The following is a 15,394-nucleotide window of genomic DNA, read 5'->3' as shown; positions in this document are numbered from 1 at the left end:
ATTATCCGGGCCAGGATGATGACGAGGAGGGGAAGATGGGACAGGTATTCGTGCAGTTCTTGTGGCTGGGGTGCATCAGCTTCGGCGGGCCGGCCGCCCATATCGGCTATTTTCAGCGCACCTTTGTCCAGCGGCTGGGCTGGCTGAACCAGGGGGAGTTCGCCCAATTGCTGGCCCTGTGCCAACTGCTGCCGGGTCCGGCCTCCAGCCAGCTCGGCTTTGCCATCGGCCGCCACCGTGCCGGCATCGGCGGCGCCCTGGCCGCCTTCGTCGGCTTTACCCTCCCCTCCTTCCTGCTGTTGCTGGCGGCCGCCGTCGGTCTAGGTCAGCTTGCGGGCAACTTCTGGCTGGACGCCGCCCTGCACGGCCTCAAGCTGCTGGCGCTCGTCGTGGTGGCGGATGCGGTGCTCACCATGAGCCGCCAGTTCTGCAAGACGGCGCTGCAACAGGGCGTCATGGTGGCAACCGCCGCCGCCCTCTGGTGCGCCCCCGGTCTTCTGACCCAGGTCGCCACGCTGCTCGGCGCGGCCCTGCTCTGTGCCTTGCGCGAGCCGCACCCGGGGAGTCAGGGCCTCGCGTCCACTCCGGCTCGCCAGCCTCACTGGCCGACCCTGCTGCTGTTCGCCCTGCTGTTCGTCGGCCTGCCCCTGGTGACGAGCGGCCCCGTCAGCCAGTTGCTGGCCGACTTTTACCGGGCAGGCAGCCTGGTGTTTGGCGGTGGTCACGTGGTGCTGCCCCTGTTGCAGGAGAGCCTGGGTCACCACCTGAGCGAGCAGCAGTTCCTGACCGGCTACGGCCTGGCCCAGCTGGTACCCGGCCCCATGTTCACCCTGGCCACCTACCTGGGCGCCGTGCTGCTGCCCGCCACTCCCCTCATCGGAGCGCTGCTGGCGACCCTGGCGCTCTTCCTGCCGGGTTTCTTGCTGCTCTGGGCGCTGGGCCCCTGCTGGCAGCACTGGCTGGCCCGCCCCCGTCTGGCGGGGGCCGTGGCCGGCATCAACGCCGCCGTGGTGGGGCTGCTGCTGGCGGCCCTCTATCAGCCGGTGTGGCAGAGCGCCGTGCTTTCCCCCACCGATCTGGCGCTGGCCGCCGTCGGCTTCTACCTGCTGCGGGTGCCACGGCTCCCCGTTCTGCCCCTCGCCGCCCTGCTGACGGGGGCAGCCCTGCTGCTGGCCTGACGAACCCGCGACAAGTCAGGCAGCGCCCGCCGGGCTGGCGGTCATGGCTCTTATCCCCGAGGGGAGGCAAAGAGAGCAAGATCCGTCAGGACAGCTCGGGCCCGTTGGCCGATAGTGGGCAGCACAGAGGAGAGACCATGGATCACAACCAGACAGAGGCCTACCGCCGACGCTTTCAAACGGTGACAGAGCACATCGAGCGCCATCTCGACGACGACCTGTCGCTGGAGCAGCTCAGCGCCGTGGCGCACTTCTCGCCCTTTCACTTTCATCGGCAATTTGCCGCTTACTGCGGCGTGCCGCTGGGGCGTTACATCCAGCTGCTGCGGCTGAAGCGAGCCTCTTACCGGTTGGCATTCGCTCCTCTGGACAAGGTGACTGATATCGCCCTCGATGCCGGCTTCCAGCATGGCGAATCTTTCAGTCGCGCCTTCAAGCAGACGTTCGGCCTGACGCCCAGCCAGTTCAGGCAGCACCCGGACTGGGCCAGCTGGCATCGCTGCCTGCCACGGCCCCCCACAAAGAGGATTGACCCCATGCGAGTCGACATCATCCAGTTCCCGCAGACCGCCGTCGCCGCCCTGACCCATCAGGGCCTGCCCGAGCGCATCAACGACACCGCGGCGCGCTTCATCCAGTGGCGCAAGGCCACGGGCGGCTCCCCGGTCGCCACCAGCCGGACCTATGGCCTGGCGCCGGACGACCCCGCCACGACGGAGGGTGCGGCGTTTCGCTTTACCCTCTGTGGCAGCGTCGAGGCCCCCGTCGCCGAGGACAATGAGTGGGGCGTGAAGAATGCCCTCATCCCGGCCGGGCGCTGCGCCGTGGTACGCCACCACGGCTCCCACGACCTCCTGGCCGACTGTGCCCGGGCGCTCTACCGCGACTGGCTGCCCGCCAGCGGCGAAGAGCTGCGGGATTTTCCGCTCTTCTTCCACTACCACAACTTTGTACACGAGGTGCCCACCCATGAGCTGGTCACCGACATCTACCTGCCGCTGGCATAGCCCGGCACCTGACAGGGGGAGATAAAAAAGCGGCGCCTCCGAAGGGAGGCGCCGCTGGTCGTGTCGGGGATCAGGCGTCGGGCTCGAAATCCAGGCTCAGGCTGTTGACGCAGTAGCGCTGGCCGGTCTCGGTCGGCCCGTCCGGGAAGACGTGACCCAGGTGAGAGCCACACTGACGGCAGGTGATCTCCACCCGCTTCATGCCGTGGCTGTTGTCCTCGGTGTAGGTCACAGTCCCCTCGATGGCCCGATCGAACGAGGGCCAGCCGCAGCCCGAGTCAAACTTGGCATCCGAGTGGAACAGCACGCTCTTGCAGCAGACGCACAGGTAGTCGCCGCTCTTGCGGTTGTGCAGCAGGGTACCGCTGTAGGGCCGCTCGGTCCCCTTCTCCCAGCAGACGTGAAACTGCTCGGCGCTCAACTTGCTGCGCCACTGCTCGGGATTGTTACCGCTCATACTGACTCCTCGTCATGCTGACCGGGCAGATATGAAACTGCGCGGTTCTCGGGATTGCTACGCAACCGTCCAGGATTATTGCCATTCATATGGACTCCTTGCCATGTGTAGCGGTGACCAGCATACCGAGTCAGGCCGTTTCACTCTACCCTGCCAGCGGGAACTGTGATCCCGTTGGCAACACGGCGGCAACATCCTGCGTGGCGACTACCCCCTCCCTGGCCAGGGCCACCGCCGGCAGGGCGACCCGCTCCAGCAGCTTGAGGGAGTGGGCGCGCCCGACCGCCACCTGCCGCTTGATGTCGTCCGGCAGGAAGGGCAGGCCGTCGTTGGTGGCGGTGTCTATGGTCTGGATCCACTCCATCCCCTCCCCCGGCGGTGGCAGGCGGAACTGGATGTCGTAATCGCTGGCGTTGAACAGCACGAACCAGCGCTCGCCGGTGCAGCCGATCATGCCGATGTCCATGGCGAACGCCTGACCCATGGGGGCATGCCAGTCCTGATCGGTGAGCTGGTGGCCGTCCGGGTGGTACCAGTTGACCTGGTGGCAGCTGGTCGCCTTGCCATTCCAGCTGTCGTCGCTCAGCTGCAGGTTGGAGAAGACCCCGGATTCCGCCCGCAGCGCCATCATCTGGCGAGTGAAGGCGAGCAGCCGCTCGTCCTCCGGGCGCAACTGCCAGTTGACCCAGCTGATCTGGTTGTCCTGGCAGTAGGCGTTGTTGTTGCCAAGCTGGCTGCGGCCCATCTCATCCCCGGCGAGGAAGTGCGGCGTCCCCTGGGAGAGCAGCAGGGTGGCGATCAGGTTGCGCTTCTGCTGCTGGCGCAGGTTGTTCACCCTGGGGTCGAGCGTCGGCCCCTCCACCCCGTGGTTATGGGAGAGGTTGTGACCGTGGCCGTCTCTATTGTCCTCGCCGTTGGCCTGGTTGTGGCGCTGGTTGTAGGAGACCAGATCCTCCAGGGTGAAGCCGTCGTGATAGCAGAGGTAGTTGACGCTGGTGTGGGGGGCGCGCCAGTTCTTCGGGAAGAGATCCCGCGAGCCCACCAGCCGGGTGGCGAAGTCCCCCATCTTGCCCGCGTCGCCGCGCCAGAAGGCGCGCACCGTGTCGCGATAGCGATCGTTGATCTCCAGCCACTGGCTCGGGAACTGGCTGAGACGATAGCCAAAGGGGCCGATGTCCCAGGGCTCGGCGATGAGCCTGACCCGCGCCAGCACGGGATCCGCCATCATGGCCTTGAAGAAGGCGCTCATGGGATCGAACTCCCCCGCCTCCCGCGCCAGAGTCACCGCCAGATCGAAGCGGAAACCGTCCACCTGCATCTCGGTGACCCAGTAGCGCAGGGCGTCGAGCACCAGCCGCAGGGTGTTGGGATGATCCAGATTGACGCTGTTGCCACAGCCGGTGACGTTGGCGTGACGGTGGTAGTCCGGCCCGTGGGCCCCCGACTCGAAGGCGTAGTAGCCCGCGTTGTCGAACCCCTTGAACGACAGCATGGGGCCGTCGAAGCCGGATTCCGCGGTGTGGTTGTAGACCACGTCCAGGATCACCTCGATCCCGGCCCGGTGCAGCTCCCGCACCATGGTCTTGAACTCGGTTACCGCCTCCTTCGCCGCGTAGCGCGGCTCGGGGGCGAAGAAGGCGATGGGGTTGTAGCCCCAGTAATTGGTGAGCCCGAGCTGCTCGAGCCTGGGCTCGGACATGAAGGCCGCCACCGGCATCAGCTGCACCGAGGTGACCCCCAGCGACTGCAGGTGCTCGATCATCAGCGGGTGGCTGATGCCCAGATAGGTGCCCTGCAGCTCCTTGGGGATCCCGGGGTGCTGGCGGGTGAAGCCCTTGACGTGGGTCTCGTAGAGCACGACCCGCTCGGGCGGGATGCCGGGCTTGCCGACCCCCTGCCAGTCGAAGGCATCGTCCACCACCACGGACTTGGCCACCATGGCCGCGCTGTCCCCCTGATAGAGGGCGTCGTCCCAGTAGGTAGGACGGCTCAGTGCCCTGGCATAGGGGTCGATCAGCAGCTTGTCCGGGTCGAACAACAGGCCGTCCTGGGGGCTGCCATGGACCCGATAACCGTAGCGCTGACCGGCCTTGACGCCGCGCACATGGCCGAACCAGTACTGGCCTCGCCGGCCGGGCAGGGCCAGCCGGGCCTGCTCCTGCTCCTCTTCGTCGAACAGGCAGAGCTCCACCTTGTCCGATTGCGGTGCCCAGACGCAGAAGTGGCAGCCCGTCTCGTCGAGCCGGGCGCCCAGCGGGTGATCCACCCCGTTTTCCATTGCGAACATCAAGACTCCTGTTTGATGAACAAGGTCGCGAGCGGCGGCAGATCCAGCACTATGCTGTGCGCCATGCCCTGCCAGGGCGTCGGCTCGGCGACGAAGACCAGACCCACATCATAGTTGCTGCCCCAGTAATGCTCGCTGTCGGTGTTGAGCACCACCCGATAGTGGCCGGCCGCCGGCACCCCGAGGCGATAGCCGACCCGAGGCACCGGGGTGAAGTTGCAGGCCACCATCAGGGGATGCGCCCCCAGCTTGTCCGCCCGTAGCCAAGCGAAGATGCTGTTGTCGGCGTCGTTGTGATCCAGCCAGCGGAAACCGGCCTGTTCATAATCGGCCTGATACAAGGCAGCCTCGTGACGATAGAGGTGGTTGAGATCCCGGATCAGCCGCTGCTGGCCGCCGTGCTTGGGATACTGCAACAGGTGCCAGGGCAGCTGGGCGTCGTGGTTCCACTCATTGCTCTGGGCGATCTCGGTACCCATGAAGTTCAGCTTCTTGCCGGGGTGGGCATACATGAAGCCCATGTAGGCGCGCAGGTTCGCGGCCTGCTGCCACTCGTCGCCGGGCATCTTGTAGAGCAGGGAGTGCTTGCCGTGGACCACCTCGTCGTGGGAGAGGGACAGGATGAAGTTCTCGTCATAGTGGTACACCATGGAGAAGGTCATGTCGTTGTGGTGGTAACGGCGGTGGATGGGCTCCTTCTGCATGTAGCTGAGGGTGTCGTGCATCCAGCCCATATTCCACTTGAAGCCAAAACCCAGGCCGCCGAGGAAGGTGGGACGGGAAACCCCGGCGAAGGCGGTGGACTCCTCGGCGATGGTCATGGCATGGGGGTACTTGCCGTACACCTCCTCGTTGGTCCACTTCAAGAGGCTGATTGCCTCGTAGTTGTGGTTGCCGCCATCGACGTTCGGCACCCACTCGCCGGCGTTGCGGGAGTAGTCCAGATAGAGCATGGAGGCGACCGCATCCACCCGCAGGCCGTCGACGTGGAACTTGTCGAGCCAGAACAGAGCGCTCGCCACCAGGAACTGGCGCACGGTATCGCGACCGAAGTCATAAATGTAGGAGTTCCAGTCCGGGTGCCAGCCACGGCGCGGATCCTCGTACTCGTAGAGCGGGGTGCCGTCGAAGCGGGCCAGGCCGTGGGCGTCGGACGGGAAGTGGGCGGGCACCCAGTCGAGGATGACGCCGATCCCGGCCTGGTGGCACTGGTCCACGAAGTATTTGAAGTCGTCGGCGCTGCCGTAGCGACTGGTGGGGGAGAACATGCCCACCGGCTGGTAGCCCCAGGAGCCGCTGAACGGGTGCTCGGAGACCGGCAGCAGCTCGATGTGGGTATACTCCATCTCCTTGATGTAGTTCACCAGTTCCACCGCCAGCTCGCGCCAGTTCAGGCTGTCGCCGTTGGGGTGGCGCTTCCAGGAGCCCACGTGCAGCTCGTAGATGGAGAGCGGCTGCTCCAGCTTGTCGTTGCGTTGGCTCTCGCGCCAGGCGGCATCCTGCCACTGGTACTGATCGTGGTCATAGACCACGGAGGCGAACGAGGGGTACTGCTCGCAGTAGAAACCCACCGGGTCGCTCTTGTGGGGCAGCCGGTTGCCCATGGGGTCTTTGAGCTCGAACTTGTAGCGATCCCCGGCCTTGAGCCCCGGCACGAACAGCACCCAGTGACCGCACTGGCTGCGCTGCATGGGGTGGCGACGGCCATCCCAGAAGTTGAAGTCGCCTATGAGGCTCACCGCGGTGGCGCTCGGCGCATAGACGGCGAAGCGCACCCCCTCCACCTGCTGGCCGAGGTGCTCCACTGTGCGCAGTTGTGCACCTAGGGTGTGGTAGAGGTTTTCCGGTTGCCAGGTCAGCTCCGCCAACCCTTCCCAGGCGGCGGCCTGGAACTGGTAGGGGTCTATGATGTCGGCACTGGCGTCGGCGTAGCTGGCGATGAGCTGGTAGGGAAAGGGATTCTTGCGGCGGGTGAAAACAGTTTCAAAGAGGCCCGCTTCGTCAGCGGCAGTCAGGGTGGCAACTATCTTGCCTGACTTGAGGTCTCTGACCCGGACCTCGAGCGCATCGGGCAACCAGGCGGTGAGTTTCAGGCCTGGCCCATCCGGATTGGCCAGCAGGCCTAGATGGGAGAAGGGATCGGCACAGCGGGCGGCAACCAAACGTTCAACGGGCATCGACATTTCCTTTGATGGCTGAACATCCGCTTCGGCCTGGGCCGAAGCGGATGAAAGTGAGTCACATGTTGGCGATTAAGGCTCAACGGCTGGCCTCGTCACGGGCCCGGCTCATCTTGCCCGCCAGATTCTTGAGCGCCTCATCGGCGAAAATATCCTCCAGATCCCGGGAGAGCTTGCGACGCCAGTTGGGGTATTCGTAACTGGTGCCCGGCACGTTGACCGGCTTGTCCATCTCCAGCCAGTCTTCCAGCTGGGTGCTGAACAGGGCACAGCTGCCGCGGGACATGTGCAGTTGCAGACCGTGGTTGAGCTCGGTGTTCATGCCGACCCAGTTCACGTCGTGGCTGATATTGCCAGAGATGACCCCATGGGCATGCAGGCTGTCAAGGATCCGCTGCTTGGCCTGGTGGCGATCAGCATACAGGGTCTTGAGCACCTCTTCATCCGGATACAGGCCCAGTTCGCGTCCCAACGCCAGATCGTCGCAATGCCAGAAGCCCTTGAGGGTCGGCATGTCGTGAGTGGTCAGGGCCGACATCGCCTGCTCGGCGTAGTGGGCCGGGGAGATGAAGCCGCCATCGTCCTTGGAGCGCTCGAAGAAGAACACCTTGTAGGAGTGGACGCCGTTCTCCTTCAGGGTCACGTCGATCCCCTCCGGCACTGTGCCGAGATCCTCGCCGATCAGCAGGCACTGGTTGCGGTGGGATTCGAGGGCCAGGATCCCCAGCAGGTCGTTGACCGGGTAATAGATGTAGGCACCCTTGGCGGCGGACTCTCCGGGCGGCACCCACCACAGGCGCAGCAAGGCCATCACGTGGTCGATACGCAGGGCACCGCAGGAGCGCATGTTGGCGCGGAACAGATCCACCATGGGCTGGTAGGCCGCCTCGAACAGCTGGTTCGGGTTCATGGGGGGCAGGCCCCAGTTCTGGCCGAGGGGGCCGAGAATGTCGGGCGGCGCACCGACCGAGGCTTTCGGGCAGTAGAGATCCCGGTTCGCCCAGATCTCGGTGGAGCCTTCGGAGACACCCACCGCCAGATCCCGGTAGATCCCCATCACCATGCCGGCGGCCTTGGCGCGGGCATCGGCCTGGGCCAGCTGCTCGTCGGCCAGGAACTGCAGGTAGAGGTAGAAGGCCACGTCCTGGTTGTGCTCGGCCATCCAGGCGGCAACGGCCGGGTTGTGGTAGTCACGGAACTGCTCAGGCCAGACCGGCCAGCCCCAGGCGTTGTCGCTCTTGGCATAGAAGTGGGCCTGCAGGGCATCGAACGCCGCCTGCTGTTGCAGGCTGTCGCCACCGGCGGCCACGAAGGCATCGAACGCAGCCTGGCGCTCGGCGCTGAAGCTGGCCTGGTCGAACACCTGGCGCAGCATGCCGATCTTGGTCTGGATGACGCCGGTGTAGTCCACGTTGTCCTTGACCCGCAGGGAGGTGAGGTGCTGCTGGAAGGCCGGGCTCGCCACCTCCGCCTTCAGGCGATCGTTGCTCAGGAATTCGGGCACCGCCTCCACATCGATATAGGCGACGTTGAGCCAGCGACGGGAAGAGGGGCTGTAGGGGCTGGCGCTCTCCGGGTTGGCCGGATAGAGAGCATGAATGGGGTTGAGGCCGACGAAGTGGGCGCCCCAGGCGGCGGCTTTCTCCACCAGCTGACCGAGATCGCTGAAGTCGCCGATGCCCCAGTTGTGGCGGCTGCGCAGGCAGTAGAGCTGCACGCTCGGGCCCCACACCTTGCGACCATTGGCGATGGGCGCCTGCTTGTAGCAGGACTTGGGGGCGACGATGAGACGCATGGTGGCCAGCGGCTCGTCATTGCCCTCTTCGAGCAGGATGAGCTGGTGATAACCCAGCGCCGGCTGGACATCCAGGGTGACGCGATAGGCCTGGCACTCCATCTCCTCGAACTCGGCCACCCCGACCAGCTCACCCTCGATGGGAGTGAATTGACCGGACAGCACGGCACCCTGCTCCTGCTGGAGCTGCCAGGTGAGGGCGTCGTTGACGAATTCGATGGGCAGACGGACTTCGAGGCTGATGGGCTCGCCGCTGCGGACCACCATCACGGGATCCAGTGGCCGCAGCCAGTGCTGGCGATGCTCCTGCTCCAGCTGCTCGGTCAGGGCGGCCTCGTCGTCGACGCGGTAACCCATGGCGCCCAGCATGGCGGCCTTGCTCTCTTCGGATACCAGGGCCGGCTGGCCCCAGGCATCAACATACTCACTGGCAATGCCTTTGGCGGCAGCCAGCTGTTCAATCAGGGTGGTCATAGTTTGAGAATTCCCGCTGTGGATTCTGTCTACGCTATTTTGTGATTAATTTTTTGGTTGGTATTTGAACAGTGGCTCTTTGGCCATGCTAAACCGCGCACATTTTTACATATCTCCCCGGCTGGATGTGTGACCGGGCAGGCACTATTGTTGTTCTCTGCCACCGACTTTGCTGATGATGCATTCAACAAAAGTTGGTAGCCAGTTACATAAACCGAAAATAAATTTCACAGTTTTTCATGATATAGCGCAATTTCGCGCAGATTGTTGGTTGACTCGCGAGGGAGTTCTAGTAAATTTACAAACGGAATTTTCTTTGACTACTGAACAGTTAGGTAACCAATTATGACTATCAAAGTAGGTATTAACGGTTTTGGCCGTATCGGTCGTTTCGTTTTCCGTCTGGCCGCTGAGCGTGCTGACATCGAAGTGGTTGGTATCAACGACCTGATCGACGTTGACTACATGGCTTACATGCTGAAGTACGACTCCACTCACGGTCGCTTCAAGGGCACTGTTGAAGTCAAAGACGGCAACCTGATCGTCAACGGCAAAACCGTACGTGTTACCGCTGAACGTGACCCGGCCAACCTGAAATGGGGCGAAATCGGTGTTGACGTTGTTGCCGAAGCAACCGGTCTGTTCCTGACCGACGAAACCGCTCGAAAGCACATCGCTGCCGGTGCCAAGAAAGTCGTACTGACCGGTCCGTCCAAAGACGCTACCCCGATGTTCGTCATGGGCGTCAACCAGGATTCCTACGCTGGCCAGGACATCGTTTCCAACGCTTCCTGCACCACCAACTGCCTGGCCCCCATCGCCAAGGTTCTGAACGATACCTTCGGTATCGAATCCGGCCTGATGACCACCGTTCACGCTACCACTGCTACCCAGAAGACCGTTGATGGTCCGTCTGCCAAAGACTGGCGCGGTGGCCGCGGTGCGGCTCAGAACATCATCCCGTCCTCTACCGGTGCTGCCAAGGCTGTTGGCGTGGTCATCCCGGAACTGAACGGCAAGCTGACCGGCATGGCCTTCCGCGTGCCGACTCCGGACGTGTCCGTTGTTGACCTGACCGTCAACCTGAAGAAAGAAGCGTCCTACGCTGAAATCTGCCAGGCCATGAAGGCTGCCTCCGAAGGCGCCATGAAGGGCGTGCTGGGCTACACCGAAGACGAAGTGGTTTCCACCGACTTCTTGGGTGAGCGTCAGACTTCCGTGTTCGATGCCAAGGCTGGTATCCAGCTGAACAAGACCTTCGTGAAAGTCGTCTCCTGGTACGACAACGAAATGGGCTACTCCAGCAAGGTTCTGGACCTGATCGCTCACATCTCCAAGTAATTTGGGATGCGCAATCGCGTAGCTTGAAAAAAGGCGGCCAATGGCCGCCTTTTTGTATTCTGAATCACGGACCCTTTCTGAATGTCCCCGAGCACTGGAGCCTTTATGACACCGACACGTACGCTGACTGCCCACTGCACCCTGAGCCAGGATGGCCTGCCCCTGCTGACCATAGACAATGAGCACGCCAGGGCCGAGATAAGCCTGTTTGGCGCCCATGTGCTGCGTTACCAACGCCATAGTGAGCCGGCCTCTCTCTGGCTCAGCGACAAGGCGATACTGGATGGCAGCAAGCCCATTCGCGGCGGCATTCCCCTCTGCTGGCCCTGGTTCGGCCCCTCCCCCGCTCGCGTTGGCAGCGGCAAGCCGGCTCATGGCTTCGCACGCAACTGCCTGTGGACGCTGGATGGGGTCTCCGATCACGGGGATGGCACACTCGTCCACCTCTCCCTGCGTGACAACGATGCCAGCAGGACACTCTGGCCCCATGCCTTCGAGCTGGAGCTGGACGTACTGGTCGGCAAGGAGCTTTCCCTGGTGCTGACCACCCGCAACACCGGCAAGTCAGCGCTCACCTACAATGCCGCCCTGCACACCTACCTGCAGATCAGTGCGCCGGAAGCGGTGACCGTGACCGGCCTCGGCGAACCCTATCTGGACAAGCTGACCGGCCGAAACGAACTGCAACAGGGAGCGCTGACCGTCACCGCAGCCATGGATCGCATCTACCGCCAGCCCGATGCCATGGTCAGCGTGCAGGATGGTGAGCGCACCACCCGGGTGGTCAACGGCAACCACGACAGCGTGGTGGTCTGGACCCCCTGGCAGGAAGGGGCCAGCGCCATGGCCGACATGAGTGACAACGGTTATCGCACCATGCTCTGTGTCGAGGCGGCCATCACCGCCGAGGACGGGATCACCGTCCCGCCCGACGAGGAGCACAGCTTCTCCACCGTCATCATCTGACGATACAGATGACGGATAAATAAAGAGGGCTCCCGCGGGAGCCCTCTTTGCATCTTGCCATCAGCGTCAGTCAGGCGTTGCCCTGGGTCTTGAGCTTGAGCTCGGCGGCGAAATCCAGCATGCGGTCGAGCGGGACAAGCGCTTTGAGACGCAGTGCCTCATCCACATGGATCTCGTGACGCTCGGCGCCGTCGGTCAGGGCCTCCTTGATGGCCACCAGGCCGTTCATCGCCATCCAGGGGCAGTGGGCGCAGCTGCGGCAGGTGGCACCATCACCACCGGTGGGCGCCTCCACCATCTCTTTCTCCGGGCATGCCTGCTGCATCTTGTAGAAGATGCCGCGATCGGTCGCCACGATCAGTTTCTGCTGGGGCAGCTCTTTGGCGGCCTTGATGAGCTGGCTGGTAGAACCCACCGCATCCGCCAGTTCGATGACGGAGGCCGGAGACTCCGGGTGCACCAGCACGGCGGCATCCGGGTTCTGGGCCTTGAGCTCGCGCAGCGCCTTGGCCTTGAACTCGTCGTGCACGATGCAGTGCCCCTGCCAGCGCAGCATCTCGGCCCCCGTCTTCTTCTCGATGTAGGCGCCGAGGTGGCGGTCCGGGCCCCAGATGATCTTGTGACCCTGACTGTCCAGATGTTCGACGATCTCCAGCGCAATGCTGGAGGTGACCACCCAGTCGGCCCGTGCTTTCACCGCTGCCGAGGTATTGGCATAGACCACCACGATGTGATCGGGGTGGGCATCGCAGAAGGCGGAGAACTGGTCGATGGGACAACCCAGATCAAGAGAGCACTCGGCCTCCAGCGTCGGCATCAGCACCCGCTTGTGGGGGCTCAGAATCTTGGAGGTCTCTCCCATGAAGCGCACACCAGCCACGATCAGGGTCTGGGCCGCATGGTCGCGACCGAAGCGGGCCATCTCCAGGGAGTCACCCACGAAGCCACCGGTGGCTTCTGCCAGGGCCTGGATCTCGGGATCCGTGTAGTAATGGGCAACCAGCACGGCCTGGCGCGCCTCGAGCAGCACCTTGATCTCGGCGATCAGGGTCGCCTTCTGCTCGGGAGTCAGGGGCTGTGGTTTGGCCGGGAAGGGGTAGTCCATCTCGACTACCGGCGGAATACTGCTCAGTGCATTGCTCATTGCGACTGTTCCATCAACGCTCGGGAAGGCCAAAATTATAACCAGAAGCCGTGCACAAACCCATCAACAAATCCAGTACAGTACAACTGTCAGGATCCGCTCCGACCATATCGTTGTCATTCTTGCCAAAAGGAGTTGTCGAATGAAACAACGTTCGCTCAAGACCAAGTTGTTGTTGCTCACGCTGGGACTTTTTCTCGCCAGTGGCGTCGCCATGACATGGATACAGTCCTCCTCGCTGAACGGCCTGCGCGATGACATCATGGCGCAGACCCGTGGCGCCCTGGAGCAGGAGGTTTCCCGTTCCCTGCAATTCCAGGCAGAGCGGTATGCAGTGCAGATCGAAGACCAGTTGCAGCAGGCCTATCAGATACCGCTCGGCATGGCGGCGCAGCTTGAAGGAAGCATGGCCCAGCCGGACCAGCGGCTGAGTCGCCCACAAGTGGAGCTGCTGCTTGGCAGCCGCCTGCGCCAGGCAAACGGGATCAGTTCCATCTACGCCCAGTTCGAACCCAACGGTTACGACGGACAGGACGCCGACTGGCAGACGGGCGCCAGCCATTCGGTTGCCGGCAAGGGCAGTCTCGAGGTCTACTTCACCCGGGAACAGAACGGAAACATCGCGCAGCAGACCATAGATGCCGCCACCAGTGACGCCAAGTTCGACACCTCGCGCAATGAATTCGGCATTCGCAACAGCGAGTGGTATCTCTGCGGTCGCGAGACTCGTCGCCCCTGCCTGATGGAACCCTACCTCTACGAGATAAGCACTGGCCAGAAGATGCTGATGACCAGCCTGACGGTGCCCGTCCTCAAAGATGGCAAGTTTGCCGGGATCACCGGGGTCGACATGAACCTGCCCATCTTCCAGCAACTGGCCGAGCACCTAGGCAAGAGCCTCTATGACAACCAGGCCGAGGTCACCCTGGTCAGCAAGACGGGCTTCATCGTCGGCAGCAACCGCCATTCGGACAAATTGGGGCGCCCCCTGACAGAGGCCGGACTGGTTACCCCGAATGGACACCCCGCCGATACCGACAGCGATTTCATCCTGCAGCAGCCCATACGGATCGAGGCCGCCGACAACCAGTGGTGGCTGATGATCAAGGTGCCCAAGGCCCTCGCCCTCAGCCAGGCCAACACCATCAGCCAGCAGCTCGGCAGCCTGTTGCAGGCTACCCAGCAGCAGCAGCTGGTTGCCATCGTTGTCATCACCCTGGTGGCCCTGGGCCTGCTTGTCTGGTTCATCCAGACCATCACGGCGCCCCTCTCCCTCATCAGCCGCCACGTCTCCCACCTCGCCAGCAATGAAGGCGACCTGACCCAGCAGATGCGTATCGACACCCACCAGGAGCTCATCGAGCTGGGCAGGCATCTCAATGCCTTCCTCGGCAAGCTGAGGGCCATGGTGCAGGGCAGCAAGCAGATAGGGCAACAGGTGCATCAGCAGGCCAGGGGCATGAAACAGACGGCCGATGCCATGCGCAGCAGCCTGGATGATCAGAGCCTGGAGCTGGAGAGCGTGGTCAGCGCCATGCACGAGATGAGCACCACGGCAGTCAGTGTGGCGGGCTATGCGGAACAGGCGGCGCAGGAGTCTGAAGCGGCGACCCACCATGTCAGCACGGCCCAGCAGACCTTGAGCAGGGCCCGCAACGAGATCCATACCCTGGTCGAGGACATGCATCAGGCCGACAAGGCGGTCGCCCAGGTCGCCCAGCGCAGCACCAATATCAGCCATATTCTCGATGTGATCCGGGCCATTGCCGAACAGACCAACCTGCTGGCCCTCAACGCAGCCATCGAGGCGGCGCGGGCCGGCGACATGGGCAGGGGTTTTGCCGTCGTGGCGGACGAGGTGAGGGCGCTGGCCAACAAGACCCGCTCATCCACCGACGAGATAGGGCAGCTCATCGGCAGCCTGCAAACCGAGGTCACCAGCAGCCAGCAGTTGATGAGCACGGGGATCGCCCGCTCGGTGAGCACGGTTGAAGGCACGGAGCAGGCCTTCGAGGCACTCAATCAAGTGGTCACCCAGATCCAGCAGATCCATGATCACATCAGCCAGGTGGCGACCGCCGCCGAGCAGCAGAGTGCCGTGAGCGACACCATCAACCAGAACCTGATGCGCATCGGCGACGCCGCCACCACCCTGGGACAAGAGGCCAATGCCAGCCAGCGCCTGAGCGAGGCACTGGAACAGGCGGCCACCACCCTGGCAAGCGAGCTGGATCGACTGCGAACCTGATGAGAGACGGAAACGAAAAAGCCCGCATCGCTGCGGGCTTTTCAATATGGTGGTCGTTACTGGGCTCGAACCAGTGACCCCCTCCTTGTAAGGGAGGTGCTCTCCCAGCTGAGCTAAACGACCTGGGATATGACTGAAATGATGGTGGGTCGTGCTGGATTCGAACCAGCGACCAATTGATTAAAAGTCAACTGCTCTACCGACTGAGCTAACGACCCATCGAAATCATTTTTTAAAGCATGGTGGTCGTTACTGGGCTCGAACCAGTGACCCCCTCCTTGTAAGGGAGGTGCTCTCCCAGCTGAGCTAAACGACCA

The 15,394-nt window shown here is 63.1% G+C and carries 10 protein-coding genes and 3 tRNA genes; 5 read left to right on the top strand and 8 right to left on the bottom strand.

Translation table 11 applies throughout. From position 1 onward, the window contains the following. The first annotated feature begins 35 nt into the window (after positions 1–35). Both chrA and PG879_RS08635 read left to right on the top strand, forming a co-directional pair. The gene (chrA, locus tag PG879_RS08640; RefSeq protein WP_210600642.1) at positions 36–1,178 is read left to right on the top strand and encodes a chromate efflux transporter; all 1,143 of its coding nucleotides are present in this window, start codon (positions 36–38) and stop codon (positions 1,176–1,178) included. Between the two features lie 137 nt (positions 1,179–1,315). Next, complete coding sequence (locus PG879_RS08635) at positions 1,316–2,185, top strand: AraC family transcriptional regulator (RefSeq protein WP_210600643.1); 870 nt, start codon at positions 1,316–1,318, stop codon at positions 2,183–2,185. Between the two features lie 70 nt (positions 2,186–2,255). Here PG879_RS08635 and msrB read toward each other — a convergent pair whose 3' ends face one another. The 4 genes from msrB to malQ all read right to left on the bottom strand — a co-directional run bounded on the left by msrB (position 2,256) and on the right by malQ (position 9,378). Beyond that, positions 2,256–2,642, bottom strand: coding sequence for a peptide-methionine (R)-S-oxide reductase MsrB (gene msrB, locus PG879_RS08630; RefSeq protein WP_210600644.1), 387 nt, complete (start codon positions 2,640–2,642; stop codon positions 2,256–2,258). Between the two features lie 145 nt (positions 2,643–2,787). Continuing rightward, the gene (gene glgX, locus PG879_RS08625; RefSeq protein WP_210600645.1) at positions 2,788–4,929 is read right to left on the bottom strand and encodes a glycogen debranching protein GlgX; all 2,142 of its coding nucleotides are present in this window, start codon (positions 4,927–4,929) and stop codon (positions 2,788–2,790) included. After that, positions 4,929–7,106: a 1,4-alpha-glucan branching protein GlgB gene (gene glgB, locus PG879_RS08620; protein WP_210600649.1), complete on the bottom strand. Its 2,178-nt coding sequence runs from the start codon at positions 7,104–7,106 to the stop codon at positions 4,929–4,931. The genes glgX and glgB overlap by 1 nt, the downstream gene beginning before the upstream one ends. Before the next feature lie 82 nt (positions 7,107–7,188). Further along, complete coding sequence (gene malQ, locus PG879_RS08615) at positions 7,189–9,378, bottom strand: 4-alpha-glucanotransferase (RefSeq protein ID WP_210600651.1); 2,190 nt, start codon at positions 9,376–9,378, stop codon at positions 7,189–7,191. Positions 9,379–9,723: 345 nt separating this feature from the next. Between malQ and gap the strand changes: the two genes are divergently transcribed. Then, entirely contained in the window at positions 9,724–10,719 is a 996-nt protein-coding gene (gene gap, locus PG879_RS08610) for a type I glyceraldehyde-3-phosphate dehydrogenase (protein WP_010672882.1), read from the top strand. A 105-nt stretch (positions 10,720–10,824) separates the two neighbouring features. Next, positions 10,825–11,685: a D-hexose-6-phosphate mutarotase gene (locus PG879_RS08605; RefSeq protein ID WP_210600653.1), complete on the top strand. Its 861-nt coding sequence runs from the start codon at positions 10,825–10,827 to the stop codon at positions 11,683–11,685. Between the two features lie 70 nt (positions 11,686–11,755). Here the strand turns inward: PG879_RS08605 and nadA are convergent, their stop codons facing one another. Then, positions 11,756–12,829, bottom strand: a complete 1,074-nt coding sequence (gene nadA, locus PG879_RS08600; protein ID WP_052816503.1) for a quinolinate synthase NadA — start codon at positions 12,827–12,829, stop codon at positions 11,756–11,758. 142 nt (positions 12,830–12,971) lie between these two features. On the opposite strand from nadA, the gene PG879_RS08595 reads away from it, so the two are divergent. Beyond that, positions 12,972–15,077 (top strand): methyl-accepting chemotaxis protein, encoded by a 2,106-nt coding sequence (locus PG879_RS08595; protein ID WP_210600655.1) that lies wholly within the window; start codon positions 12,972–12,974, stop codon positions 15,075–15,077. A 47-nt stretch (positions 15,078–15,124) separates the two neighbouring features. Here the strand turns inward: PG879_RS08595 and PG879_RS08590 are convergent. From PG879_RS08590 to PG879_RS08580, 3 genes are all read right to left on the bottom strand, one after another. Next, positions 15,125–15,200: transfer RNA gene (locus PG879_RS08590), tRNA-Val, on the bottom strand. A gap of 19 nt (positions 15,201–15,219) precedes the next feature. Further along, positions 15,220–15,295, bottom strand: a tRNA-Lys gene (locus tag PG879_RS08585). Between the two features lie 22 nt (positions 15,296–15,317). Further along, positions 15,318–15,393 (bottom strand) — tRNA-Val (locus PG879_RS08580). Position 15,394: the final 1 nt, after the last annotated feature.

Origin of the sequence: Aeromonas sp. QDB63, from assembly GCF_027707425.1 — a bacterium.
Classification (GTDB): Bacteria; Pseudomonadota; Gammaproteobacteria; order Enterobacterales; family Aeromonadaceae; genus Aeromonas; species Aeromonas caviae.
The sequence above is the reverse complement of the archived record's forward strand: the minus strand, read 5'-3'. Positions and strand labels throughout refer to the sequence as shown.

What these genes read in the sequence shown, in the direction of transcription:
- chrA (WP_210600642.1), top strand. Translation starts at nt 36, where the DNA reads ATGGGACAGGTATTCGTGCAGTTCTTGTGGCTGGGGTGCATCAGCTTC.
- PG879_RS08635 (WP_210600643.1), top strand. Translation starts at nt 1,316, where the DNA reads ATGGATCACAACCAGACAGAGGCCTACCGCCGACGCTTTCAAACGGTG.
- msrB (WP_210600644.1), bottom strand. Translation starts at nt 2,642, where the DNA reads ATGAGCGGTAACAATCCCGAGCAGTGGCGCAGCAAGTTGAGCGCCGAG.
- glgX (WP_210600645.1), bottom strand. Translation starts at nt 4,929, where the DNA reads ATGTTCGCAATGGAAAACGGGGTGGATCACCCGCTGGGCGCCCGGCTC.
- glgB (WP_210600649.1), bottom strand. Translation starts at nt 7,106, where the DNA reads ATGCCCGTTGAACGTTTGGTTGCCGCCCGCTGTGCCGATCCCTTCTCC.
- malQ (WP_210600651.1), bottom strand. Translation starts at nt 9,378, where the DNA reads ATGACCACCCTGATTGAACAGCTGGCTGCCGCCAAAGGCATTGCCAGT.
- gap (WP_010672882.1), top strand. Translation starts at nt 9,724, where the DNA reads ATGACTATCAAAGTAGGTATTAACGGTTTTGGCCGTATCGGTCGTTTC.
- PG879_RS08605 (WP_210600653.1), top strand. Translation starts at nt 10,825, where the DNA reads ATGACACCGACACGTACGCTGACTGCCCACTGCACCCTGAGCCAGGAT.
- nadA (WP_052816503.1), bottom strand. Translation starts at nt 12,829, where the DNA reads ATGAGCAATGCACTGAGCAGTATTCCGCCGGTAGTCGAGATGGACTAC.
- PG879_RS08595 (WP_210600655.1), top strand. Translation starts at nt 12,972, where the DNA reads ATGAAACAACGTTCGCTCAAGACCAAGTTGTTGTTGCTCACGCTGGGA.